The 25,056-nt window shown below is 46.2% G+C and carries 20 protein-coding genes, 1 pseudogene and 2 riboswitches; of the genes and pseudogenes, 16 read left to right on the forward strand and 5 right to left on the reverse strand.

What is annotated here, in order from left to right:
- The 3 genes from QZ076_RS08665 to QZ076_RS08675 form a co-directional block, all read left to right on the forward strand.
- The coding region (locus QZ076_RS08665; protein ID WP_293712522.1) for an ATP-grasp domain-containing protein at positions 1 to 1,388 on the forward strand (1,388 nt) is incomplete at its 5' end.
- Between the two features lie 86 nt (positions 1,389 to 1,474).
- On the forward strand, positions 1,475 to 3,550 hold the full coding sequence (locus QZ076_RS08670) for a transcriptional regulator (protein ID WP_293712523.1): 2,076 nt from the start codon (positions 1,475 to 1,477) through the stop codon (positions 3,548 to 3,550).
- 205 nt (positions 3,551 to 3,755) lie between these two features.
- Positions 3,756 to 5,129, forward strand: coding sequence for an FAD/NAD(P)-binding oxidoreductase (locus tag QZ076_RS08675; protein ID WP_293712524.1), 1,374 nt, complete (start codon positions 3,756 to 3,758; stop codon positions 5,127 to 5,129).
- A 106-nt stretch (positions 5,130 to 5,235) separates the two neighbouring features.
- Here QZ076_RS08675 and QZ076_RS08680 read toward each other — a convergent pair.
- From QZ076_RS08680 to QZ076_RS08695, 4 genes and pseudogenes are all read right to left on the reverse strand, one after another.
- A pseudogene (locus QZ076_RS08680) lies at positions 5,236 to 5,346 on the reverse strand (arginase family protein); the annotation flags it as partial.
- A gap of 409 nt (positions 5,347 to 5,755) precedes the next feature.
- Positions 5,756 to 6,880, reverse strand: coding sequence for an ABC transporter substrate-binding protein (locus QZ076_RS08685; protein WP_293712525.1), 1,125 nt, complete (start codon positions 6,878 to 6,880; stop codon positions 5,756 to 5,758).
- Between the two features lie 21 nt (positions 6,881 to 6,901).
- A complete protein-coding gene (locus QZ076_RS08690) occupies positions 6,902 to 8,293 on the reverse strand; it encodes a DUF5074 domain-containing protein (RefSeq protein ID WP_293712526.1) in 1,392 nt (463 codons plus the stop codon).
- 19 nt (positions 8,294 to 8,312) lie between these two features.
- Positions 8,313 to 10,313 (reverse strand): TonB-dependent receptor, encoded by a 2,001-nt coding sequence (locus tag QZ076_RS08695; protein ID WP_293712527.1) that lies wholly within the window; start codon positions 10,311 to 10,313, stop codon positions 8,313 to 8,315.
- Positions 10,314 to 10,346: 33 nt separating this feature from the next.
- Positions 10,347 to 10,551: riboswitch (cobalamin riboswitch) on the reverse strand.
- Positions 10,552 to 10,611: 60 nt separating this feature from the next.
- A riboswitch (cobalamin riboswitch) is annotated at positions 10,612 to 10,807 on the forward strand.
- 44 nt (positions 10,808 to 10,851) lie between these two features.
- Here QZ076_RS08695 and QZ076_RS08700 point away from each other — a divergent pair.
- From QZ076_RS08700 to nrdG, 12 genes are all read left to right on the forward strand, one after another.
- Complete coding sequence (locus QZ076_RS08700; protein ID WP_293712528.1) at positions 10,852 to 12,189, forward strand: threonine/serine exporter family protein; 1,338 nt, start codon at positions 10,852 to 10,854, stop codon at positions 12,187 to 12,189.
- Between the two features lie 285 nt (positions 12,190 to 12,474).
- A complete protein-coding gene (gene atpD / locus QZ076_RS08705; RefSeq protein WP_293712529.1) occupies positions 12,475 to 13,992 on the forward strand; it encodes a F0F1 ATP synthase subunit beta in 1,518 nt (505 codons plus the stop codon).
- A gap of 6 nt (positions 13,993 to 13,998) precedes the next feature.
- The gene (locus QZ076_RS08710; RefSeq protein ID WP_293712530.1) at positions 13,999 to 14,238 is read left to right on the forward strand and encodes a hypothetical protein; all 240 of its coding nucleotides are present in this window, start codon (positions 13,999 to 14,001) and stop codon (positions 14,236 to 14,238) included.
- 11 nt (positions 14,239 to 14,249) lie between these two features.
- The gene (locus QZ076_RS08715; protein ID WP_293712531.1) at positions 14,250 to 14,678 is read left to right on the forward strand and encodes a hypothetical protein; all 429 of its coding nucleotides are present in this window, start codon (positions 14,250 to 14,252) and stop codon (positions 14,676 to 14,678) included.
- On the forward strand, positions 14,659 to 15,717 hold the full coding sequence (atpB, locus tag QZ076_RS08720) for a F0F1 ATP synthase subunit A (RefSeq protein ID WP_293712532.1): 1,059 nt from the start codon (positions 14,659 to 14,661) through the stop codon (positions 15,715 to 15,717). Before QZ076_RS08715 ends, atpB begins: the two co-directional genes overlap by 20 nt.
- A 48-nt stretch (positions 15,718 to 15,765) precedes the next feature.
- Positions 15,766 to 16,020, forward strand: a complete 255-nt coding sequence (gene atpE, locus QZ076_RS08725) for an ATP synthase F0 subunit C (protein WP_007655657.1) — start codon at positions 15,766 to 15,768, stop codon at positions 16,018 to 16,020.
- A 14-nt stretch (positions 16,021 to 16,034) separates the two neighbouring features.
- On the forward strand, positions 16,035 to 16,535 hold the full coding sequence (gene atpF / locus QZ076_RS08730) for a F0F1 ATP synthase subunit B (protein WP_293712533.1): 501 nt from the start codon (positions 16,035 to 16,037) through the stop codon (positions 16,533 to 16,535).
- 3 nt (positions 16,536 to 16,538) lie between these two features.
- Positions 16,539 to 17,081: a F0F1 ATP synthase subunit delta gene (locus QZ076_RS08735; protein ID WP_293712534.1), complete on the forward strand. Its 543-nt coding sequence runs from the start codon at positions 16,539 to 16,541 to the stop codon at positions 17,079 to 17,081.
- Positions 17,082 to 17,094: 13 nt separating this feature from the next.
- A complete protein-coding gene (gene atpA / locus QZ076_RS08740) occupies positions 17,095 to 18,684 on the forward strand; it encodes a F0F1 ATP synthase subunit alpha (RefSeq protein WP_293712535.1) in 1,590 nt (529 codons plus the stop codon).
- A 16-nt stretch (positions 18,685 to 18,700) separates the two neighbouring features.
- Positions 18,701 to 19,558: a F0F1 ATP synthase subunit gamma gene (locus QZ076_RS08745; protein WP_293712536.1), complete on the forward strand. Its 858-nt coding sequence runs from the start codon at positions 18,701 to 18,703 to the stop codon at positions 19,556 to 19,558.
- Positions 19,559 to 19,784: 226 nt separating this feature from the next.
- Positions 19,785 to 21,992, forward strand: coding sequence for an anaerobic ribonucleoside triphosphate reductase (locus QZ076_RS08750; protein WP_293712537.1), 2,208 nt, complete (start codon positions 19,785 to 19,787; stop codon positions 21,990 to 21,992).
- Positions 21,993 to 22,221: 229 nt separating this feature from the next.
- Positions 22,222 to 22,722: an anaerobic ribonucleoside-triphosphate reductase activating protein gene (nrdG, locus tag QZ076_RS08755; protein ID WP_293712538.1), complete on the forward strand. Its 501-nt coding sequence runs from the start codon at positions 22,222 to 22,224 to the stop codon at positions 22,720 to 22,722.
- Between the two features lie 55 nt (positions 22,723 to 22,777).
- On the opposite strand, the gene QZ076_RS08760 is transcribed toward nrdG, so the two are convergent.
- Complete coding sequence (locus QZ076_RS08760) at positions 22,778 to 23,689, reverse strand: helix-turn-helix domain-containing protein (protein WP_293712539.1); 912 nt, start codon at positions 23,687 to 23,689, stop codon at positions 22,778 to 22,780.
- 247 nt (positions 23,690 to 23,936) lie between these two features.
- Here QZ076_RS08760 and QZ076_RS08765 point away from each other — a divergent pair, with 247 nt between their 5' ends.
- The gene (locus tag QZ076_RS08765; protein WP_293712540.1) at positions 23,937 to 25,052 is read left to right on the forward strand and encodes an efflux RND transporter periplasmic adaptor subunit; all 1,116 of its coding nucleotides are present in this window, start codon (positions 23,937 to 23,939) and stop codon (positions 25,050 to 25,052) included.
- Positions 25,053 to 25,056 lie beyond the last annotated feature (4 nt).

The raw sequence follows: 25,056 nt of genomic DNA on the forward strand, positions 1-25,056 counted from the left end.
TGTGCGACCGTCTGTACTTCGACGAACTTTCTTTCGAACGTGTACTCGACGTAATGGATCTGGAAATGCCGAAAGGTGTGATCGTATCCGTAGGCGGTCAGATACCTAATAACCTGGCAATGAAGTTGTATCGCCAGAATGTTCCGGTATTGGGTACTTCTCCGCTGTCGATCGACCGCGCTGAAAACCGCCATAAATTCTCAGCCATGTTGGATACACTGGGTATCGACCAGCCGGCATGGGCAGAGTTAACCAGTATGGAAGAGATCGACGGCTTCATCGAAAAGGTAGGCTTCCCGATCCTGATCCGTCCTTCTTATGTACTTTCAGGTGCAGCCATGAACGTTTGCCACAACAAAGAACAGATGATCGAATTCCTGGATCTGGCAGCTAAGGTTTCTAAAGAATATCCGGTGGTTGTATCCGAGTTCCTGCAGGGAGCAAAAGAAATTGAATTCGACGCAGTGGCCATGAACGGCGAAGTGGTTGAATATGCAATCTCCGAACATATCGAGTTTGCCGGTGTTCACTCTGGTGACGCTACATTGGTATTCCCGGCTCAGAAGATTTACTTCGAAACAGCACGCCGCATCAAGAAGGTTAGCAAGATGATCGCCAAAGAATTAAACATCAGCGGACCGTTCAATATCCAGTTCCTGGCTAAGAACAACGACGTGAAGGTAATCGAATGTAACCTGCGTGCATCACGTAGTTTCCCGTTCGTTTCAAAAGTACTGAAACGCAATTTCATCGAAACGGCAACCCGCATCATGTTGGACGCTCCTTATACAAAACCGGACAAGAGTGCTTTCGATATCGATTGGATCGGTGTAAAAGCCTCTCAGTTCTCATTCGCCCGTCTGCATAAAGCGGATCCTGTACTGGGTGTGGATATGAGTTCTACCGGTGAAGTAGGTTGCATCGGCGACGACTTCAACGAAGCATTGCTGTCTGCCATGATCGCCGTAGGTAACAACATTCCTAAAAAGAATGTCCTGGTTTCTTCAGGTGCAGCCAAGAGTAAAGTAGATTTGCTGGAACCTTGCCGCTTACTAAGCGAAAAAGGATACCAGATTTACGGCACTGCCGGTACTGCTAAGTTCCTGAATGAAAACGGCATCAATACGACTGCCGTATGCTGGCCGGATGAACAGGGCGACCTGAACATTATGGAAATGTTCAGCAACCACGTATTCGAACTGGTTGTAAACATTCCGAAAGACCATAGCAAACGTGAACTGACCAACGGTTACAAGATACGCCGTGCAGCGATCGACCACAACATTCCGTTGATCACCAACGCCCGTCTGGCAAGCGCGTTTATCGAAGCATTCTGTACAATGGATGTGAAAGATATCCAGATCAAAGATTGGCAGGATTATAAATAAGCAAATATTTTTATTATATTTGTAACCACAATATATAGAGACAGGACAAAATCCTGTCTCTATACGTTTAATTCATATTCATGCTTATGTATAGACTACCGATATTATTGCTAACCTTCATGCTCTCCATCCTGGCGGCGCATGGTGCATCATCGGTAGAAGTACCCAATATCTTCATCAAAAATTTTACTGTCGACGATTATAAAGCCAGTTGCCAGAACTGGGGTTTATCGGTGGCCTCCGACGGCGTTCTTTATGTAGCCAACAATATGGGCTTGCTGACGTTTGACGGAAACACCTGGAAACACTATGAAACACCGGACAAGGCTGCCATCAATGGCGTCACATTCCTGAACGATACGATCTACACCATCAGCGAAGGTTCTTTCGGAGGATGGACACGCGATAACCTCGGTGTAATGCGCTATCACAAACTCAACAAGATACCGGCCGAAGTAAAATTCAAGGAACCACCGGCATCCATTCCCTTCGTTCTTCCCGACGAAATACTTCATGCACAGCCATCTGTTTTTATGACGATAGACGATATGTATTTCATCGGAACACAGAACCGCGGACTATATATCACAAGCCCAGACGGGACTATTCTGCATCATCTGTCGACGCAAGACCAATCGCTGCCCGACAATATCGTACGGGCTATCTGCATACAGGACGCACAGCAGATATGGGTTGCTTTCGACAACGGACTGTCACAGATCTCATTCGAACCTTCCCTCGTCAGACTTGGAAAACGAAGCGAGATAGGAAAGCTCAAAAATGCGTTTCTGCGCAACGACACGTTGTATATCCAGACCAATACCGGCTATTTCAAAAGGACATTAAAAGGCGGCGACAGTTTCGAACCTGTCGATATAAGCAAGGAGCTATTCTATTTTCCGCCGCAGACAATCGCTTACGATACCTTACAGGTTAATACCCTGTTCAATAATCACGAGGCATTGGGTAATTTTGCCGCTGCCGATCAGATTTACCCGATCGGGAATAACCTCTATTGGCTCTGCATAAAAAACGAAGCCGGACTGTTCCATAATGAAAACGGGAATGGGACACTAAAATGCAGGATTCTGCTCGACAACTACAATATGAATATGGTCAGCAGAGACAGAAGAATGTTTCCGCTTAGCGATTCTTTACACCTGATCTCTGCCATGCAAGGCGTATTGCTGGTCAATATACGCGACCTGATAGGCAGTAGCCTGGGAGGCGCAACTCCCCTGCAAATATCGGAAATAGAATATGTGGACAAACATGGCGAGCACAACCTGCCTGTCAACTCGGAAAAGATCATCTTGCCTCATAATTTTCAGGAGCTATCTATTTATGTAGGGAGTACGATCTTCACGCCGAATCATCTGATCAGTTATATGATAGAAGGAGTATCGTCCGACTGGTCTCCGTGGCAAAAAGACGGTCAGATATCTTTCCTCCAGTTACCGGAAGGTAAATACACCCTGAAAATCAGGAAGTATGTAGTCAGAGGCCCATATGTGGAAATAGCAATTCCAATTACCGTCCGTCCGCCCTGGTACAATACCATCTGGGCATGGTTGGCTTATATCATTCTTACCGGATTAATAGTAAAATTCATACTCGGTTATCATTTGAGAAACCTGCGCAAGGAAGAACTTGCCCGGCAAGAAGCCGAAAGGCAGGCAGAAGAGCAAAAAATCCAGCAAATGAAAAGTAAAATGCTGGAAGCCGAGTTGCAAAACAAAAATAATGAGCTGAGCCTGCAGACCTCAGCACTCGTAAAAAGGAATCAAGCCATACAAGCACTGCTCGACGAACTGGAACGCCAAAAAGAAACACTGGCCGACCGTTATCCGAATAAATTATATATGCGGATGAAAAACCTGATGGAAGAATCTCTGAACGACCAGGCAGACTGGCTGCTATTTGAAAGCCACTTTAACAGTGCACACCAGAATTTCATCGAGCGTCTGCGTCAGCAATACTCAGATATCACAACAGGCGATTTACGGATCTGCTGTCTGTTGCGAATGAATCTCTCTACAAAAGAAATTGCATCACTTTTAAATGTGTCCGTACGTGCCATCGAGTTACGAAGATACCGTTTAAGAAAACGTCTTTCACTGGATGGAGACACTAATCTCATCGATTTCCTCATGAATTACTAGAAAATATTTTCTATTTTTTACATATCTCCAAACTTCTGTTTATCAACAATATACCAACACAAATAGTGGATATGAGAAAGTATTGTAGCATTATTTTTCACCTCACAAATTAATTGTGCAAGTAGTGTAGTAGTACTTTTTAGCCGACATACTTTTAAATATGCTTCCTTTGCCAGTGCAAATGAATCTTAATTTCTAAGACACGATGAAACACGAGCTGGAAGAACAACTTGAAGAGTTGGAAAGGCAGGGCATCAGTCGCCGCCATTTCCTGAAAATATTAACAGCCGCTGGTATTATAACAGCTGTAGGTACACAAAAAGTTCATGCATTCTCAAGTGATGCAAAAGGAAAAATCGTAGTTATCGGTGGAGGGGCAGCCGGAATCAGTATGGCAGCACGTCTGATGCACTGGTTGGACAACCCGGATATTACATTGATCGATCCAAGCGACCGTCAATATTATCAACCCGGTTTTACGCTAATTGCTTCAGGAGTTTACCAACCGGAGGATGTTTGGAAGAAACAGGAGAGTTGTATTCCGGATGGTGTGAAATGGATTAAAGATTCAGTTGCAGCAGTCGACCCGGTGATGAACCAGGTTACAACAACCAACAACGAAAAGATACCATACGATTTTCTGGTATTGACACCAGGGGTACAAACAAACTGGGAAAAGGTCGAAGGTATTACACATGATACATTAGGAGCAGGAAACGCTCACAGTATATATGATTTCGAAGGTGCACAAAAAACCTGGAAAGCGCTCCAGGAATTCTCTAAAACAGGTGGCCGTGGTATCTACACCGATACATACACGAAACACAAATGCGGAGGAGCACCAAAAAAGATTTGTTTGCTGACAGAGCATTACACCCGCCAGCACGGGACACGGGACAACGTTAAACTGGATTACTTCACAGCCGCTAAAGAGTTGTATGATATTCCTTTTTATACTCCCCGCCTGTTGGAGATCTATAAGGAAAGAAATATCCCTATCAACCTCAATGTGCGTGTAAAAGGTGTCGATACAGCAGCCAAACAAGTACATTTTGAAAAGGTTGAAACAGTTGGAGAAGAAAAAGTATACACTCCTTTCGTGGAAGATTACGATTTCCTTCACTTCGCACCGCCAATGTCGGCTCCCGATTTCGTTCGCGAAGCAGGGCTGGGATGGACAGAAGGCAAGCTGGCTGCCGAAGCCTGGGTGATGGTCGACAAAGCGACACTGGTACATAAGACGTATCCGAACATTGTCTCCCTGGGAGATGTCGCCGGAATACCGACCAGTAAGACATCTGCTGCCGTACGTATGCAGGTGCCGATCGCAGCAAAGAACCTGATCTCGCTGATGGAAGGCAAAGAACCCGTTGAAAAATACAACGGATACGCTGCCTGCCCGATCGTAACAGACTACGGACACGTACTTTTGTGCGAGTTCGATTATGATAAAAAACCGGTTCACTCGTTCCCGTTCAGTATGCTGGACACATCGAAGGAACAATGGGCGGCCTGGTTACTAAAAGTTTATATGTTGAAACCGATGTATTTCTATGGAATGCTGAACGGTTACGCATAACGGACCAAAATAACAACTCCCTATAATTCAAATGCCAAACTACAGAAAATCCCCGGCTCAACTCCTTGAGACCGGGGATTTTGTTCTTCTGCCCTCTGCAGCAGGCCTATTCTTTCAACAAAGGCAATTGATCCAGCATATTTCTGATCTTAATGGCGATACGCGGCATGGGGTCAGCTACGGTAAGTCCCACTAAATCATATTCGGCAGCGATATCCCTTTCGATATAGAATGAATCGGTCTACATAACTACTATCACTTTGCTTACTACTAATTAGTATAAAACTCCCGAGTAACTAACACAAAACTCCTTACTTCTTAAAACCAGGGTGTACAGGATAATCGAACAGTCTGTACAGGGTAATCAGCCAGGGTGTACAGGATAGTCTACTACGGTGTACAGGGTAGAAATAGAAGGTAAGGAGTTTTCTCCTAGTTGCTAGTATGCTTTGAACTAAAAAGTAGGCAGGCAAGAGATAGTTACTACAAAGGAAGTGGCAGATGTGATAGATGCAGTTGCAGATAAAAAGAAGCGTCTGCCACATTTTATCTCCTGTAAACCTGTATATTACACCACAGCGTGACAGATGGCAGACGTTTCTTGAAAACTTTGTGTATATATGGCGTTATTCCATCTTCCGGTAATAACGCGGCGTATAATCGGGCAGTAGTTCGGGATGAAATACCCACACCAGGTCTTTCAACAAGTAGTCCGGGTGGATTGGAAACTCTTCATAATAAGGAACTACACCTGTATTACATGTATAGATCCGACGGTTCTTGAAGGCATCGAAGTTCTCGTAAGGGGTATACTCGGTACGAAGGTCTTTGTATGTCATATCGTTCGCCTGATTATATTTGATCAGCCATATATCGGAATGGATCGCTTTGTCAAGTACGGTTTCGAATGCCAGGGGTGTACTGCCGGCTCCGGGAAGATCTTTAAAGACATAATCAGCTCCGGCATCTTTATACAGATGAGCCACATAACTGTCGCCGGCCGGCATATACCAGGAAGAGCCGAATTTCTTTTCGGAGATAACGGTCGGACGGCTGGTAACCGTCTTGGTCAGCTCCTTTAAAGCCAGATAGCGCTGTTCCGTCTCGCGGAAAATAGAGTCTGCCATCGCAGCTTTATTGAACAAGAGGCCGTAGAAACGTATCCACTCGGTTCGCCCCAAAGGCAACGACTCCATGTAGTCGGCCGCTTCGATGATAGGAATACCCAGTTTCTCAGCAGGCCCGTATCCTGCATTCTGGAACGGGGAAGCAATGATGATCTCCGCTCCAATATCGATGATCTTTTCGATATTCGGAGAGGTTGCTTCACCCAGATCGGCAATTTTTCCGGCACGCAGACCTTCCTGGATGGAAGGGGTATCCATATATCGGGGCTCGCATACACCGATCACCTTATCGGCTTCATTCAACTGATCGATAATGGCGGCATGCACAGAAGTATAAACGACAATATTACGAATAGGGGTCCGCACAACCGTTCCTTTAGGGAGGTTACCCGGCACAGCAGACAGATCGCGATCCACCAGAAGATAACGTTGAAGGATACGTGTGCTGTCCCAGGGATCACGTACCTCAACGGAGGTATAGTCTTCGAAATGCTGTACGGTGAAACCACTGGCGTAGCTGATGGAGTCGGTAGAGAGGGATTGATGGTCTGTAGAACCCTGTTTCACATTACAACCGAATGTGAAACAGAGCACCAGACCTATTAAGACTTTACAAAAATTCATTATTCCAACCTTTTACTTTCCTTATTTTAGAAAGCCTACACCCATCGGGTTGATACCGGATACTTCCAACTGGTTAAGTTTCTTTCCTTTAGCAGAGAAAATGAACATATCACCAGTGCTGGTATAATCGGATGTACCTATATAAATATCACCGTTAGATGGATTTACAGTCAGGCTATAAGCTTTTTCTACCACTGTACCATCGGTAATAAAGTTCTTCGAAGTTTCAGTATCGCTTTTTGTATCATAAGAAACAAATTGAGTATTGACAGGCTGCCAGTTGGCATCATTCTGCGAATGAATAACATATAATTTATCGGCAGCCATACCCATCAGGATGTTGTCGTCTGTATAGATAGATGTAGAAGTTTCGGCTTTTAAGTCGACACGCTGCAAGGAAGCCTTCACATCCCCGAAATTCCCACCACATACGACATACATTTCTCCGTCGCTGTCTGCCCCCATATACATCGGGTTCAGGCCGACAACAATCTTCTTTTCTTCAGTAAATGAAACAGGATCGACAACCGACAAAGTAGAGTCCTGTACCGGATTATATCCTCCGGAATTAGCCACATACAGCTTTCCGCCTACTTCGCGAACCTGATAAGGGTTAGGGCCTACTTTTGTTTTTTGAGTAATCTCCATTGAAGTCGTATCGATCTCTGCCAGATGACCGTCAAACAGAGTTACATATACTTTTCCTGCATAGGCAGCCAGATAACGGGGAGATTGAGGCTGGCCGGAGTCATCCTTCGGTGCCAAAGCCTTCAATGATTTGGCATTCAGATCGGTAATTTCGATCGTATTGGATTCGCTGACTGCAATATACATTTTAGAACCGTAAACCATGATATCGTTGGCAGTATCACCCAGACCACGACCGTTAACAGAAGCAAAGACTTTTGTTTTAAGTTCTTTTGTATTCGGATCATAATAATCCAATGTTGCATTGTTTGATCCCCATTTTCCTGAGTTCATAAAATATACACCCGGTATTACAGGAACAGGTTCTTCTGTGAAATCCGTTACCTGTACTTTAGCTATCGCATTCGATTCGCCTTTTAAATTAGCAGCAATTACAAGTATATACGAAGCAAAGTCTGTATTTTCCGGAATTGTATAGCTGTTTGTTCCTACTTCTACTTCACCTAATTTCGTATCTTTTCCTTCTCCATCGGAAGAGAGATAGATCACGTATTTAGTAATATCTTTTACAGAAGAGGGAGCTGTCCAATTTACCGTACCTGCAATTTTCGATGCATTCTTATCGGTATCTGTAAATTTCACGTCAGTCACCACACTTGTGGGAACACCTTCTTGTTTGTTATCATCGTCGTCATCACAGGCAACGAATGAAAAAGACATCAATGCACATAGTGCAGAAAGAAAAAGATAGTTTCTCGTCTTCATTGTTTGTCGGTTTAAAATATTAATAATTTACACTCAAAGTTATTCGCCACGACCGTCCAGGCATGGGATAGTATTGTATGACATCATACATTTTATTTGTCAAATTTACTATTTCTCCCTGCAAACGGAATTTGCAGTTCCGGACATTAAACTCACGGTTCAATGAAATCGTATGTTCGGCATACCGGTCGATACGGTTATCATCGATATTCTGTGGCAAGGCATAACGATCACCTACCAGCGTTACAGAATAACCGGCATTCACCCAGGGATTTTGCATAGATAAAGCCACCATACCCGAATGTTTGGGAGTATATGGTATCTGATGACGATAGGTTTTTGCCGACTCGTCCGTGATATCTATCGCCTTCTGGAAAGTATAATTTGCCTGCACCTGTGCTTCTATTTTCTCAAATAGAGGAATATCTGCCCAAAAGTTCACATCCGCTCCTCCGATAGAAACCTCTCCCATATTCATCATCTTCCAGACAAACATGGTAGGAATGGCTACAATCTTATCCTTCACGCGGTTATAATACCCATCTGCCGAAAGACTTAAGAAGCTGAAAACGGAAAAATCGCCGCTCCAGGTCAGCCCTGCATTATATTGGGTTGCTTTCTCCGGCTTCAGATTCGTATTCCCCATCCGCAGATAATAAAGGTCATTGAATGTCGGGACACGGAAAATATCTTTATAAGAAACACGGACACGCAGATTCTCTTCCGGCAAAATACGCCAGGAGGCGCTGACAGCGGGGGATAAACGTTTCCGGTCGGCCGGCCGGTCACCGGTTTCTACCCGTTCAGTCATATAAGTACCCAGCAAACTGGCGGTAACGGTCAACCGGTTGTCGCGGTATTGTCCCGCCAGATAAGTCAATGACGAGTAGCGGGTTGGAAACGGACATTTCGGCAATGTATTATCCAACGTATTGACGAAGAAATCTTCGATAAGGGAGAAGGAAAAACGATCCGACAAGGTGTATAAACCGGATACAGAAGCATAATACTCACGTTGGGTATAATTATCGATCTGTACACCATTCTCATATTTATTATTTACATCCTTATACCGGTTCCACGCATAATTGAACTTAGCCTGCGCCTGCAAAGCGAATTTCTTACTTAACTGATTCTTATAGTGGGCTTGCATAAAAGCATTCTTATCCCACAAACGTTCACCTGCATAATCGTTGTATAAAACGACAGAGCCGGGTAGTCCGCGTTCAGAGTCAAAATAATATCCTTTCACCGACAATGTTCCGCCACGTCCCAGATCTCCCCAGAGGTTTAGTTCCGTACGCCACGATTCGATATCACTGTTATGTCGTTTTAACTTTTCTGTTTGCGATACGTTAGTCAATGTAAAAGGATAATTACCATCAGCTCGCAGGTAGTCGCCATCCAGGGAGGCAACCCATTTATTCCCCAACTTTTGTTCATACCGGATATAAGGATTGACCATACCGAAGGAACCTGTCTTTACCTGCGCTTTCAGATGCAACGGTTTTACCAGAAAGTCAGGACGTAGCGACTTCACACTCAACGCCCCCGCCGATGCATACATCCGTGCCGTCTGGAAAATATCATCCGCCTGTCCGATCGACAATGAAACCATTTCCACATTATCCAGGGAGAAGCGGCTGATATCCACCTGTCCACTTTGGGCATCGGTGATCGTCACGCCGTCATAACTGACAGCCGTATGTTGCGCTCCCAGGCTTCGCACCGAAACAGTCTTCAATCCTCCTATCCCACCGTAATCCTTTACGGTAGCACCGGAGAAACGTTTTACCGCTTCCGACAGATCCTGTATCCCCAGTCGTTCGATACCGGTACGATCCATCACCTGCAAAGGAGTAGCTTCGCGGGTAGTGGACGGACGCGCCTTCTCCACCACTTCCACCCCCTTCAGTTGGTGATAAGTCGTAGTATCTATCTGTTGTGCAATCGCAAACACTGACGCATGCAACCATATACCCAACAGGCATAACATTCTCATTATGTATAAATCACGCATATATCTTTCGGTCTATCAACACCTTACCCGAGGTATTGCATACAGAATGATGGCAGGTTTTCTGACTTGTTCTCCCATGATCGGCCGCCTTCCCGAAGTCATAAAGACTCAGTGGCAACAAGATTTGCCGGGGTTACAGAACTTACAGCTACGGGTACAGTTCCGGACTTGCACCGGATTCCCTTTTACTAACGGTCAGCGAAAGCCAAACCGCTACACCATAATTCGATGGCAAAAATACGAAATATATTGGAATAGTCTCTATACTAATATCATTTTGATAATCGGAAAAAATCAGTACCTTCGCGCCCGAATTGGTTCCGTATATCCTGTTCAGGAATACGGATTAAAAGGGAATCGGGTGTAAATCCCGGACAGTCCCGCTGCTGTGAAGCTCCGTTAACAGCCTAATACTACTTACGCCACTGACATTCGTCGGGAAGGCATTAGGATAGGAGTCAGTCAGAAGACCTGCCATTCGTTCAGGCTCATATCCTCGTGGGTTAGGATAAGTGTAACATTTTAGAATATATAAAAAATGATGACAGACAAGGATGTATTGTTATTACGACGCAAACTCGACCTTTTGCTCCGTACTGGCAAGTTATTGATGGAAAGTGCTGCCGACACGAACCGTATCGAACGAAACATGAAACGGGTTGCAGCATTTATGGGTATTCCGGAAGAGAAATTACATATCGATATCCGGTGGACAATGATCATGGTAAATGTAAGTGACGAAAGGAACTCATTCTCCAAATTCCAGAAATGTGAGAAACATGGTATCAATATGACCATGATCTCGCAGATAAGCGATCTCTCATGGCATGCCATCGAAGATGATTATTCACTCGACCGGTATGAGGAAGAGTTGGAAAAGATAGCCTGTAAACCCCGTAACTATTTACCTTACATCGTTGCTATCGGAGCAGGATTCGCCTGCGGAGGTTTCTGTAAATTATTCGGCTGCGACTGGATCGCTTTCCTGTTTGCTTCTATCAGTGCGTTTATTGGTTTCCGGGTACGCGCCCGCTGTATCGAGGCCGGCTTAAATGTCTATATGAGTATTGCACTTGCCGCTTTCGCTTCCACCTGCGTTGCTTATGCATCTTCTTTTACAGGATTGTCCGAAACACCTTACCAGCCATTACTGGCCTGTGCTCTGTTTATTGTACCGGGGGTTCCGCTGATCAATTTCGTGGACGATATGCTCGATAACCACCTGCTTGTCGGAATGACCCGTGCTGCCAATACTGCCATGATGGTAATGGCAATGACCTTTGGTATCGCTTTCGCCATGCGCCTGCTTGTTATGAACGACATATCGATCGACCATAAATTCAGCGAGTTAAGCATGGTTCCCCACGACACGTATTTTGTTTATGCCATCGCCGCAGCAATTTCTGCAATGGGTTTTTCCATGATATTCAATATACAACGGCGTCTGCTCTGGGTAGTCGCCCTGGGAGGTATCATCGCCGTGTGTACCCGTAACTTTGTCAATTTCGAACTGGGTTACGGTCCTGTGATCGGTTCGTTCATGGGCAGTTTCGTAGTCAGCTTGCTTGCAGTAAAGGCAGTCCACTGGTTTCATGTACCCAACCATGTGTTGACGATTCCTTCAGTCATTCCGATGGTTCCGGGAGTTCTGATGTACCGCTCCTTACTGGCGTTTATCAATATGCACGGAGTTATCGGCGAAGTTACCAATGCCTTTGCCAACGGAATCAATTCGGCACTCATCATTCTCTGTATCTCCCTGGGGGTTGCCTTTCCGAATATCTTTGCCCGCCAATACATCGCCAAAGACCGCAAACGGTATCTGCAGGAAGAATTGGAGAAGCGCCGGCAACGTGGAAAATTTCTGGAATGGTAACATAAACAAGTCTATTTTTTAACAAAGAAAAACACAATAACCAAATCCGTCCAATATTAGATTAAAACCAAAAAAAATCAGTTACGGATCAACATTCGGCAGGAATGTTGATCCAAATTGTTCCATATCCAAAAGTTATTGGTTCATTTAGGTACACATCCAAAAATAGTTTAAAGTTTAACTAAATGCAAAAAAGCCCAAAAAGTAATATGTTCTGAATTCCGGCGGGTTGTTTTCGTAATATTGCAACCTTGAAAACAGATTGAAAAGGTTAATTAGAAACGTATGGGAGAAACAAAAGGTTATGTTTCGCAGGTTATCGGGCCGGTAGTGGATATTCACTTCGATAATGAAAAAGAGGTAAAAATTGCACTTCCCCGTATCCATGACGCCATGGAGATAACCCGCTCCAATGGAAAAGTACTGATCGTAGAAGTACAACAACACATCGGGGAAAACACAGTCCGTACAGTCGCAATGGACACGACAGACGGATTGCAGAGAGGAATGGAAGCCGTTTCATGCGGCTCGCCCATTACCATGCCGGTCGGCGATCAGGTAAAAGGGCGTTTGATGAATGTCACCGGTAATTCGATCGACGGGATGGAAGAACTGGATAAAAAAGGAGCTCTCCCTATCCACCGCGAACCACCGAAGTTCGAAGACTTAACAACCAGTAAAGATGTTCTTTACACAGGTATAAAAGTGATCGACCTGCTGGAACCTTATTCCAAAGGGGGAAAGATCGGACTTTTCGGAGGAGCCGGAGTCGGTAAGACGGTTCTTATCATGGAACTTATCAACAACATCGCTAAAAAGAACAACGGTTTTTCCGTGTTTGCCGGCGTAGGCGAACGTACCCGCGAAGGGAACGACCTGTTGCGTGAGATGATACAGTCGAACGTAATCCGTTACGGCAAAGAATTTAAAGAAAGTATGGAAGCCGGACATTGGGATCTGTCGAAGATAGATCATGAGGAACTGGCTAAATCGCAGGCAACGCTGGTGTTCGGGCAGATGAACGAACCGCCGGGCGCCCGTTCGTCGGTAGCCCTGTCCGGACTGACCATCGCCGAGTCGTTCCGCGACCTGGCACCCGAAGGAGAAACGCGCGACATCCTGTTCTTTATCGATAATATATTCCGTTTCACCCAGGCAGGTTCCGAAGTATCCGCCCTGTTGGGACGTATGCCTTCGGCCGTTGGCTACCAACCGACACTGGCAACCGAGATGGGAGCTATGCAGGAACGTATTACTTCGACCAAGAAAGGATCTATCACCTCAGTTCAGGCAGTTTACGTACCGGCCGACGACTTGACCGACCCGGCACCGGCAACCACTTTTACACACCTGGATGCCACCACTGTGTTGAGCCGTAAGATCACCGAGCTGGGTATCTATCCGGCTGTCGACCCGCTGGAATCGACTTCGCGAATTCTCGATCCGCTGGTAGTGGGGAAAGAGCATTACGAAACGGCACAGCGCGTGAAACAGATCCTTCAGCGCAACAAGGAATTGCAGGATATTATCTCTATCCTGGGTATGGAAGAACTTTCGGACGAAGATCGGCAGACCGTAAACCGTGCCCGCCGCGTACAACGTTTCCTGTCGCAGCCTTTCGCCGTGGCGGAACAGTTCACCGGCGTACCGGGTGTAATGGTCTCTATCGAAGACACCATCCGCGGGTTCAACATGATTATGGACGGAGAAACAGACGATATCCCCGAACAGGCCTTCCTGAATGTCGGAACGATCGAAGATGTGATTGAAAAAGGAAAGAAACTGGCAGAACAAGCAAATTAATAACGTATGGAACTGGAAATCATATCCCCGGCGGGCATCTTATTCAAAGGCGAAACAGATTACGTCTCTTTTCCGGGTATCGCCGGATCGTTCGACGTATTGCCTCATCACGCCTCCATGATAGCCGCACTGGAAGAAGGTGTTATCCGGTATCAGACAAAAGAAAAGGAAGAACAACAAGAAATAAAGATACAGAGCGGATTCGTTGAAATAAAAAACGATATCCTGTCCGTATGCATCGAATAAATTATACGATCATGAGCGGTAGATTAAGAATGAAGCTAATGGGGCTGACAACCTTTATCAATGTAGTTATCGGCGTCGCACTGGGAGGCTTACTATACACCATCTGGCCTTCGCATTATTACGAATGGTATCCGTCGATACCGATATTCTACTGGTTAAGCAGTATGTTGATGATCTACTTTCTGGATCATGTAAAACGGAAACGCGGAGACGTTACGGTCGTTACTTATATGGTTGTCCGCCTGTGCAAATTCACACTCGCCCTGGTTTTCCTGTGGCTTTATGCCGCTTTGGTCGGTCAGAACCTGAAAGCCTTCGGCTTCACGATGATGTTGTTCTATTTCATTTATCTCGTACTGGAGACATATTCATTGTATCTGTTTGAGAAAAAAAGAATGAAAAGTGAGAAAAGAGAAAAAGATGAACAGAATAAAAAATAACTGCCTGTTTTGGTTTACCTTCTTATTACTGGCTTGCATCAGCATTCCGGTAAATGCCTCCACGGAGGATAAGCAAGGCGGAGTAGACGTGCAGGATATCGTATTCTCCCACATCAAGGACGCCTATACATGGCATATCACGGAGTGGAACGGAAAAGAGATTTCCATCCCGCTGCCCGTCCTGCTGAAAAGCGAAGAACGCGGATGGGACCTGTTCCTCTCCTCGCACCTGCACCACGGTAATGTGCATCACAACTATTACATTGCCGGTGAAGGCGAACATGCAGGAAAGGTGGTCGAAAAAAACAGCAGAGGCGAAGAAGTAAAACCCTGGGATCTGTCGCTTACCAAAAACGTATGCGGGCTGTTACTCAGTTGCGGGTTACTGCTTTTCATCGTGCTGCGGACTGCCCGCTGGTATAAGAAGCACCCCAACCAAGCCCCCGGAGGCTTCACCGGATTGATGGAAATGGCTGTCATGTTCATACATGAAGGAGTAGTGAAAGAAGGTATCGGCAAGGAATACAAGCCTTTCTCTTCCTATCTGCTGACCGTTTTCTTCTTTATTCTGATCAACAACCTGATCGGTATTATTCCGATCTTCCCGGGAGGAGCCAATATCACCGGCAACATTACTATTACAGCCGTATTGGCCTTATGCACATTCCTGGCAGTGAACCTGTTTGCCACCAAGGCATACTGGAGGGAAATATTCTGGCCCCACGCCCCTATTTTCCTTAAACTACCGTTGCCGATCATGCCATTCGTGGAGTTTTTCGGCATACTCACCAAGCCATTCGCCCTGATGATCCGTCTGTTTGCCAATATCATGGCCGGACATACGATCATCCTGGCACTGACTTGCCTGATATTCATCACCGCCTCGATGGGGGTAGCCATAAACGGGACGATGACAGTCGTTTCAGTACTGTTCACCGTGTTTATGAACTGTCTCGAATTATTGGTGGCATGTCTGCAGGCCTACATATTCACCCTGCTGTCGGCCAATTATATCGGACTGGCTAAAGTAAGAGAGTAAACAAACATAATTATTAAAAGAAGGTTACTAATTAAAAGATTAAAAACTATGTTATCAGCAATTTTATTACAAGCAGCAGCCGGTGCAGGCATAGCTAAACTAGGTGCAACAGTCGGAGCAGGATTAGCAGCTATCGGTGCAGGTATCGGTATCGGACTTATCGGAAAAGGTGCAGTTGAAGGAATCAGCCGTCAACCGTCGGCAGCCGGCGATATCCGTACTTCCATGCTTATCATGGGTGCGTTGGTAGAAGGGGTTGCCCTGTTTGCGATCGTGGTATGTTTCTTAGGGTTATTCCAATAAAATAAAAGTAAACTATGTCATTGCTCACACCAGACGCAGGGCTTTTATTCTGGATGATCCTTTCTTTCGGAATTGTCTTTGCCATTCTTTCCAAATACGGGTTCCCGGTCATTATCAAGGCGGTGGAACAACGGAAAGAATACATCGATCAATCCCTCGAGTCGGCCCGTCAGGCAAACGAACAGCTTACCGGCATACAGGCCGAAAGCGAAAAGATCCTTGCCCAGGCAAGAGAGCAGCAGAACGAGATCCTGAAACAAGCCCTGGTTGAAAAAGAACAGATCATCAGCGAAGCACATAAGAAAGCTTCAGCCAACGCACATCTGCAGGTAGAAGAGGCAACCCGGCATATACGGGAAGAAAAGGAGAAAGCGATCCGCGAAGTCCGTACCGAGATCGCCGATCTGTCTGTCGCCATTGCAGAGAAAGTAATGAAAGAGAAAATCAGCCGCAGCGATGAACAGGAAAAGATCATCAACGGGCTGCTCGACAGTGTATCGTTTAGTAAATCATAATATATGGATGTAGGTACAATCTCTTCCCGCTACGTCAAAGCGCTCTTTTCACTTGCAAAGGAGAAAAAGCAGGAGACACGGGTATATGATGATATGAAGATGCTGGCCACCAGTTTCGAACAGGAACCGGGACTGAAAGCAGTGCTCGACAACCCGATCTTTCCCCCAGAAGAGAAAGTAAAGTTGCTGACTACCGCCGCCGGCCTGGAAGTAAGCGAGTTGTTCACCCGCTTTATCCGCCTGGTATTGCAGCACAAAAGAGAGAGCCTGCTTCTGCTCATGACACACATCTATATCCACATGTACCGGAAGGATAAAAAGATCACGCGGGTATTGTTTAAGACACCGGTGCCGGTAGACGAAGCGACCCAGGAGCATCTGAAGAGACGGTTGCAGGAAGAAACCGGCAACACCATCGAGTTTACGGGAGTGCTCCGGCCGGAACTGATCGGGGGATTTGTACTCCGGATCGGCAACATCCGAATCGACGCCAGCTACTCCAGACAGCTCCGGGAGATAAAAAACAAGCTGATCGAAAGAAATTAAAAAAGAAAAACGTATGACAGACCAGATAAAAGTAAGTGAAGTTTCCGCCATATTACGCGAACAACTGGAAGGTATCAACACCAGCATCCATCTGGAAGAAGTGGGTACCGTGCTTCAGGTAAGCGACGGGGTTGCACGCATCTATGGACTGGATAATGCCGAAGCCAACGAACTGCTGGCTTTCGACAACGGCATGGAAGCCATCGTCATGAACCTGGAAGAAGACAATGTGGGTGCCGTATTGCTCGGCCCGACCGACCAAGTAAAGGAAGGCGACACAGTGAAACGTACCCGCCGCATCGCTTCCATCAACGTAAGCGAAAACATGGTCGGTCGTGTGATCGACCCGCTGGGTAACCCGATCGACGGCAAAGGCGAGATCACAGGTAAAAAATACCAGATGCCGCTGGAGCGGAAAGCGCCGGGCGTCATTTTCCGCCAGCCGGTCAACGAACCGTTGCAGACAGGAATCAAAGCCGTAGACGCCATGATCCCAATCGGACGCGGACAGCGCGAGCTAATCATCGGCGACCGCCAGACCGGTAAGACTTCCATCGCCATCGACGCCATTATCAACCAGCGCAGCAATTACGAAGCGGGCAATCCCGTTTACTGCATCTATGTAGCGATCGGACAGAAAGGTTCCACCGTAGCCTCTTTGGTCAATACGCTTCAGGAGAAAGGGGCTATGGACTACACGATCGTTGTCAGTGCCACCGCTTCCGACCCGGCTGCTATGCAATATTTCGCTCCTTTTGCCGGAGCGGCTATCGGCGAATATTTCCGCGACAGCGGACGTCATGCCCTGGTGGTCTACGATGACTTGTCGAAACAGGCGGTTGCCTACCGCGAAGTATCCCTGATCCTTCGTCGTCCTTCGGGTCGAGAGGCTTATCCGGGCGATATCTTCTACCTGCACTCCCGTTTGCTGGAACGTGCGGCCAAGATCATCAACCAACAGGAAGTAGCCCGCGAAATGAACGACCTGCCGGAAAGCATGAAAGAACTGGTAAAAGGAGGCGGCTCGCTGACAGCCCTGCCGATTATCGAAACGCAGGCGGGCGACGTATCGGCTTATATCCCGACCAACGTGATCTCTATCACCGACGGACAGATATTCCTCGAAACCGACCTGTTCAACCAGGGGAACCGCCCGGCTATCAACGTAGGTATCTCGGTATCCCGTGTAGGTGGCAACGCCCAGTTGAAGGCGATGAAGAAAGTGGCCGGTACGCTGAAAATCGATCAGGCGCAGTTCCGCGAGCTCGAATCGTTCACTAAATTCGGCGGCGAAATGGATGCGGTAACTGCCTTTACGATCGATAAAGGACAGAAGAATAGCCGACTGTTGATACAACCCCAGTACAGCCCGATGCCCGTGGAACTTCAGATCGCGATCCTCTATTGCGGAACAAAAGGACTGCTGAAGGAAGTACCGCTCGACAAAGTGCATGACTTTGAAAAAGCATATCTTCAGACATTGATTACCAACCATCAGCGGGATGTCCTCGACGTGTTGAAATCGGGAGTGATAAACGACGAAATAACCCGCGTACTGGAAGAAACGGCTCACCAGGTAAGCGGAGCATACAAAGCAGGTTGAATATAGAAAGGAGATTATGGCATCACTGAAAGAGATAAAAATCCGTCTTGCGTCGATCAGGAATACGCAGAAGATCACCTCCGCCATGAAGATGGTTTCTTCCGCCAAACTGCATCATACGCAGACGATTGTCGAACATATGCTCGCATACGAAAGTAAGCTTAGCGTCCTGTTGAACGGTGTCCTGGCCGCCGAAAGCGATCTTAATTCACCTTATACGGCACAGCGGAAGGTGAAGCAGGTGGCTATCGTTGCCTTTTCGTCCAGTACAGGTCTGTGCGGCGCTTTCAATGCCAACATATGGAAAGAGTTGTCCGCCCGCCTTCACCGGTATGAGGCGGATGGTATAGCTGTACGCCTTTACCCTGTCGGCAAAAAGGTAGCCGACGAACTGTATAAAGCCGGTTATCAGACAGACGACAGTTTTCTGCTGATCGCAGACAAGCTGAAATACGAGGATGCCAGCCAACTGGCTACCGCGCTAATGACGCTTTATACTTCGGGAGAAGCCGACCGGGTGGAACTGCTTTACCATCATTTCAAGAACATGGCAGAGCAGATTTTGACCGAAAAGATATTCCTGCCCGTCACCCTGCCGGAGAGAGATCCGGAGAGCTTCTCGGCCAATTACATCCTGGAGCCGTCGTCCGAACATCTGTTGGCGCTACTGCTGCCGAAAGTACTCCATTTGCATATCTACACGACAATGCTCGACAATGCAACAGCCGAACATGCCGCCCGCATGCTCGCCATGCAGACGGCCAACGACAATGCCAACGACCTGATCCAGGAACTGACCTTGCAATACAACAAAACCCGCCAGCAGGCCATCACCAACGAATTGCTGGATATAATGGGAGGTGCTGGACAATAACATAAGCTATTGATAATTTTCACATTACACCTCTGATACAAAAATCAAAACGGAAAACTTTATTGTTCTTGCAAATAATAAAGTTTTCCATTTTTGCAAATACAACACCTGGCAATCAACCGATTGACATATTTTAACTGGTTAAAAGTTTCCCAAAAAGAAAACCATATCACAAATGACTTTACCTTTGTGAAGAAATAAAACGTAATATACCAATACAATTATCATGATTCAGACAGTTATCAAACGGGATGGTCGTATCGTCGGATTTAATGAGGAGAAAATCGTGACGGCAATCAGAAAAGCCATGCTACACACAGAAATAGGAGACGATTTGCAGCTAATTCGCCAGATCGTCGACCACATTTCATTCAAAGGGGAACCACAAATGACAGTGGAAGCGATTCAGGATGCAGTCGAACTGGAACTGATGAACAGCAGCCGCAAAGACGTAGCACAAAAATATATTGCCTACCGCAATCAGCGCAGTGTTGCCCGCAAAGCAAAAACGCGTGACATGTTCCTGGAAATCATCAACATCAAATCAAACGACATTACCCGCGAGAACGCGAATATGAACGCAGATACCCCCGCAGGTATGATGATGAAATTCTCCAGCGAAACAACCAAACCGTTTGTCGACGACTATCTGTTAAGTGAAGAGGTGAAGGAAGCTATTTCCAACAATTACCTCCATATCCATGATAAGGATTATTACCCGACCAAGAGCCTGACCTGCGTACAGCATCCGCTGGATCGCATTCTAAAATACGGCTTCTCCGCCGGACATGGCGAATCGCGCCCGGCCAAACGTATCGAAACGGCCAGCATCCTGGGATGTATCTCATTGGAAACTGCCCAGAATGAAATGCACGGCGGACAAGCGATTCCGGCTTTTGACTTCTATCTGGCTCCTTACGTGCGCAACAGCTTTATTGAAGAGCTAAAAACGCTTGAAGAGTTGAACGGAGCCGATTATTCACATCTCTATCAGGTAGAAATAGCCGACTATGTAAACAGTCCGCTGAATGGTCTGACAGGCGACCAACGGATCATACAACACGCGATCAATAAAACTGCCAGCCGTGTTCACCAGTCGATGGAAGCTTTTATCCATAATATGAATACCATTCACTCACGTGGCGGCAATCAGGTGGTATTCAGCTCCATCAACTACGGTACGGATACTTCGGCGGAAGGTCGTTGCATCATCCGCGAAATATTGAAAAGTACCTACCGCGGTGTCGGTAACGGCGAAACGGCTATTTTCCCGATCCAGATATGGAAAAAGAAACGGGGCGTAAGCTATCTGCCGGAAGACCGGAACTATGACCTGTATGTATTATCCTGCAAAGTATCGGCACGCCGTTTTTTTCCGAACTTCCTGAATCTGGATGCAACTTTCAACCAGCATGAGGATTGGAAAGCCAATGATCCGCAGCGTTATATGCACGAAGTGGCAACGATGGGATGCCGCACGCGTGTATTCGAAAACCGTTTCGGGCCGAAAACATCTATCGGACGCGGAAACCTGTCTTTCTCTACCATCAACATCGTACGACTGGCTATCGAATGTATGGATATTGAAGATAAGGATGTACGTATTGCCCGTTTCTTTGCCAAACTGGACGAAATGCTGGAAATAACAGCCCGTCAGCTGCACGAACGTATGGAGTTCCAGAAAACGGCGTATGCAAAACAGTTCCCGCTGCTGATGTCTTCACTCTGGCTGGGTAGCGAAAAGCTGAAACCGACAGACACGATCGCTCCGGTTATCAACCAGGGCACATTGGGTATCGGATTTATTGGGCTGGCAGAATGCCTGGTCGCCCTTACCGGTAAACATCATGGTGAAGATGCAGACTCACAGGAATTAGGTTTGAAGATCGTAACTTATATGCGCGACCGTGTAAATAAGTTTTCGGAGCAATATCAGCATAATTACAGCGTGCTGGCAACTCCGGCTGAAGGTCTTTCCGGCAAATTCACAGGAAGAGACCGTAAGAAATTCGGCCCGTTACCCGGTATCTGCGACCGCGACTATTATACGAACTCCAACCATGTTCCGGTATATTACAAATGCAGCGCCCGCCATAAGGCAGAAGTCGAAGCGCCTTACCACGCATTGACCGGTGGCGGTCATATTTTCTATGTCGAAATAGACGGCGATGCAACCCATAATCCGGAAGTAATCATGAAAGTGGTCGATATGATGGATAAATATAATATCGGTTACGGCTCGGTAAACCATAACCGCAACCGTTGCTTGGATTGCGGCTACGAAAATGCTGATACCAACCTGGAAACCTGCCCGAAATGCGGTAGCCAACACCTGGATAAACTACAGCGCATCACCGGTTACCTGGTCGGCACTACTGACCGTTGGAATAATGCCAAGTTGGCAGAGTTGAATGATCGTATTATTCATAATTAGAATAGCTGAACTATTGGGAAAACGTACCTGATGTCTTTTTATTTAGAAGTACGTCTAAATCGATTTAGAGGTAGGTGTAAATTCATTTAGAGGTACGTCTAAATTTATTTACACCCAGGTATGACAAAAGAATCATAGAAGATATGTCAAAATGTCCTGATGATGATAGGGACAAAAGATGCTGATAATTATTAATCTGTCAAATATCGAATTCGAATAGTTAAAAACAATGTTATCTATTATTGACATTATTGAAGATACAACAGTAGATGGTCCGGGCTTCCGGACTGCAATCTACGCTGCTGGTTGTCCGAACCAGTGCCCGGGCTGCCATAATCCGGAATCGTGGGATATAAAGAAAGGACGCCCCACTCCGACCGAAGATATTCTGGAAAAGGTGCTCGAAGACGAGTTTGCCGACGTTACTTTCAGTGGCGGCGATCCGATGTATCAACCCGAAGGTTTCACAGAACTGGCGCGTGCGATCAAAGAGAAAAGCCAAAAGAATATCTGGTGTTACACCGGATATCAGTTCGAGAAATTATTGGAAAACCCTAAACAGGCAGCCTTGCTCCAATACATCGATGTCCTGGTAGACGGAAAATTCAAACAAGCCCTCCGCGACGAAAGTCTTCTGTTCCGTGGCAGCAGTAATCAGCGATTGATCGATGTGAAAAAATCACTCAAAGAGAAACAAGTCGTTTTCTATAAATACAACCCGTTTATTTAGCGATCTGCATGTATTTCTCATGGGAGAATAGCCGTAGAAACCAATCAGTCCGGTTCTACTCCCTTACAAACTGTTTTTTGAAAGCCAAAGGTGACATTCCCCGATGCTTCTTAAAGAACTTCCCAAACGACGACTGATCGGAGAAGTTCAGCATATCGGCAACTTGCTGAATAGTCAGTTCCGGGTTACGCAAAGTCATTTCTGCTTCACGCATCAAGGCCTCGCTGATCCATTGGTTGACAGTTTTTCCACTGAAACTTTTCATTATACGCGACAGGTATTCAGGGGTGATACAGAGTTCGCCGGCATAGAAAGAGACGGAGTGTTCCGTACGGCAATGTTTATTCAGCAATTGGATGAAAAGAAACAGAAGCACATCTTTGCTGGGCGGGTTCGGGCTTACTTTTCCCCGATTGGCCTGGTAAATGATATTATTCATTTCCAGCAGAAAGCCTCGTAGTTCGTTCAAGACGATATCCCGTTGCCAGGCATGATCGGTACGTTCCATGTTCCGTTCGATTCGCAACAAACAATTTTCCAGCAGGGCGCCTTCTTCTTCATTCAGTTTCTGAATCGGGCGGCTATGACGCGAAGCGATATAAGCGGCGGGCATACGGCGACTGTTCAGCATGATTTCGGCAAACAGGTTCCTTTCGATAATCAGATGGTATCCTCTGAAATCCGAAGATAAACGGAAATCCTTTACCGCATGCATATCCATAATATCCAGCAGCACATTATCCGCCAGATAATAGGTAAAATCATCAATGGTAATCTCTATCTTACCCTGACGCACCAGAAAAATAGAAAATGCATCCAAGCGAATGGAAACACCTTCCTTAAATCCCGGATTTTCATGACCTTCGCCATTTATCATAGAAATGATCAACTTATCCTGATAGGACTTAAAAATCAAATTATAGCGCAGCAAATCCTCAATACTGAGTTGTAATACAGATTGTTCCATGAATACCTTTTGTGAGTCGGCAAAGATAACAAATATATCTTAAACCGATCCTGTTCAATTTTGGAACAACAATATTCAATTTTCAACCACACGCTATCGGGCGAAAAGTCGGACATTTGCACCGGTTATTAGTTAAGGCAGTAAATATCAAAGAGTAACAAACTATTCCCATTTGAATATCACCCTATTGATGTTTTGATTTTGGAACAATCCGCTGCCGGGATATAAATAAAACAATTACGAAGAAATGAAGACAAATTTAATTGTCCGATGCCTGAGCGGCATCGGGGTAGGGCTTCTTTGCCTTGTTGCCAGCTCATGTAAGGAACAACCCGCCATGATGGTAAACAACGAGTACAAAGTACTGAAAGTATCTACAACCGACAAAACCCTGAGTAGCCTTTATTCCGCCACCATACGCGGACGGCAGGATATCGACATCTATCCCCAGGTATCAGGATTCATCACCCAATTATGCGTAGAAGAAGGACAGGCCGTACGAAAAGGCCAACTATTGTTTGTCATCGACCAGGTCCCTTACCAGGCGGCACTGCAAACAGCAATTGCCAATGTAGAAGCGGCACAGGCTGCACTGAACACGGCAAAACTGACGTTCGACAGTAAAAAAGAACTGCATGCACAAAATGTAGTATCAGCTTTCGACCTGCAAACTGCTGAAAACGCCTGGCTCAGTGCCAAGGCTCAACTGGCACAGATGAAAGCGCTGGAACTGAACGCACACAACAACCTTTCATACACAGAGGTAAAAAGCCCGTCCAACGGAGTAGTCGGAACACTTCCCTACCGTGTCGGAGCGTTGGTCAGTGCCAATTCTCCTAAACCGCTGACAACCGTTTCAGATAATTCGAACATGTATGTCTACTTTTCCCTTACAGAAAATCAACTGCTGGCTCTCACCCGCCAATACGGCTCCAAGCAGAAAGCTTTGGAAATGATGCCGGAAGTCGAATTGCAACTAAATGATAAATCCGTTTATCCGGCAAAAGGAAAAGTAGAAACGATCAGTGGAGTCATCGATCGCAACACAGGGACTGTCAGTCTACGCGCCGTATTCCCGAACGAAGAAGAAATCCTTTACAGCGGCAGCTCCGGTAATATTATTCTCTCTACCGAGAAATCGGGCAGTATCGTGATCCCACAAACAGCCACTTTCGAAATACAGGATAAAGTATATGCTTACAAGGTGGTAGACGGCAAAGCGACATCCACCCCGGTGAATATAACCCGTGTGAACGGCGGACAGGAATACATCGTGAATGAAGGTCTGAAAGCCGGTGACGTGATCGTTGCCGAAGGCGTAGGTTTGCTGCGCGAAGGAACTCCGATCCAAGTTAAACAATAATAGG

The sequence above is a fragment of the uncultured Parabacteroides sp. genome (assembly GCF_905196875.1).
GTDB lineage: Bacteria > Bacteroidota > Bacteroidia > Bacteroidales > Tannerellaceae > Parabacteroides.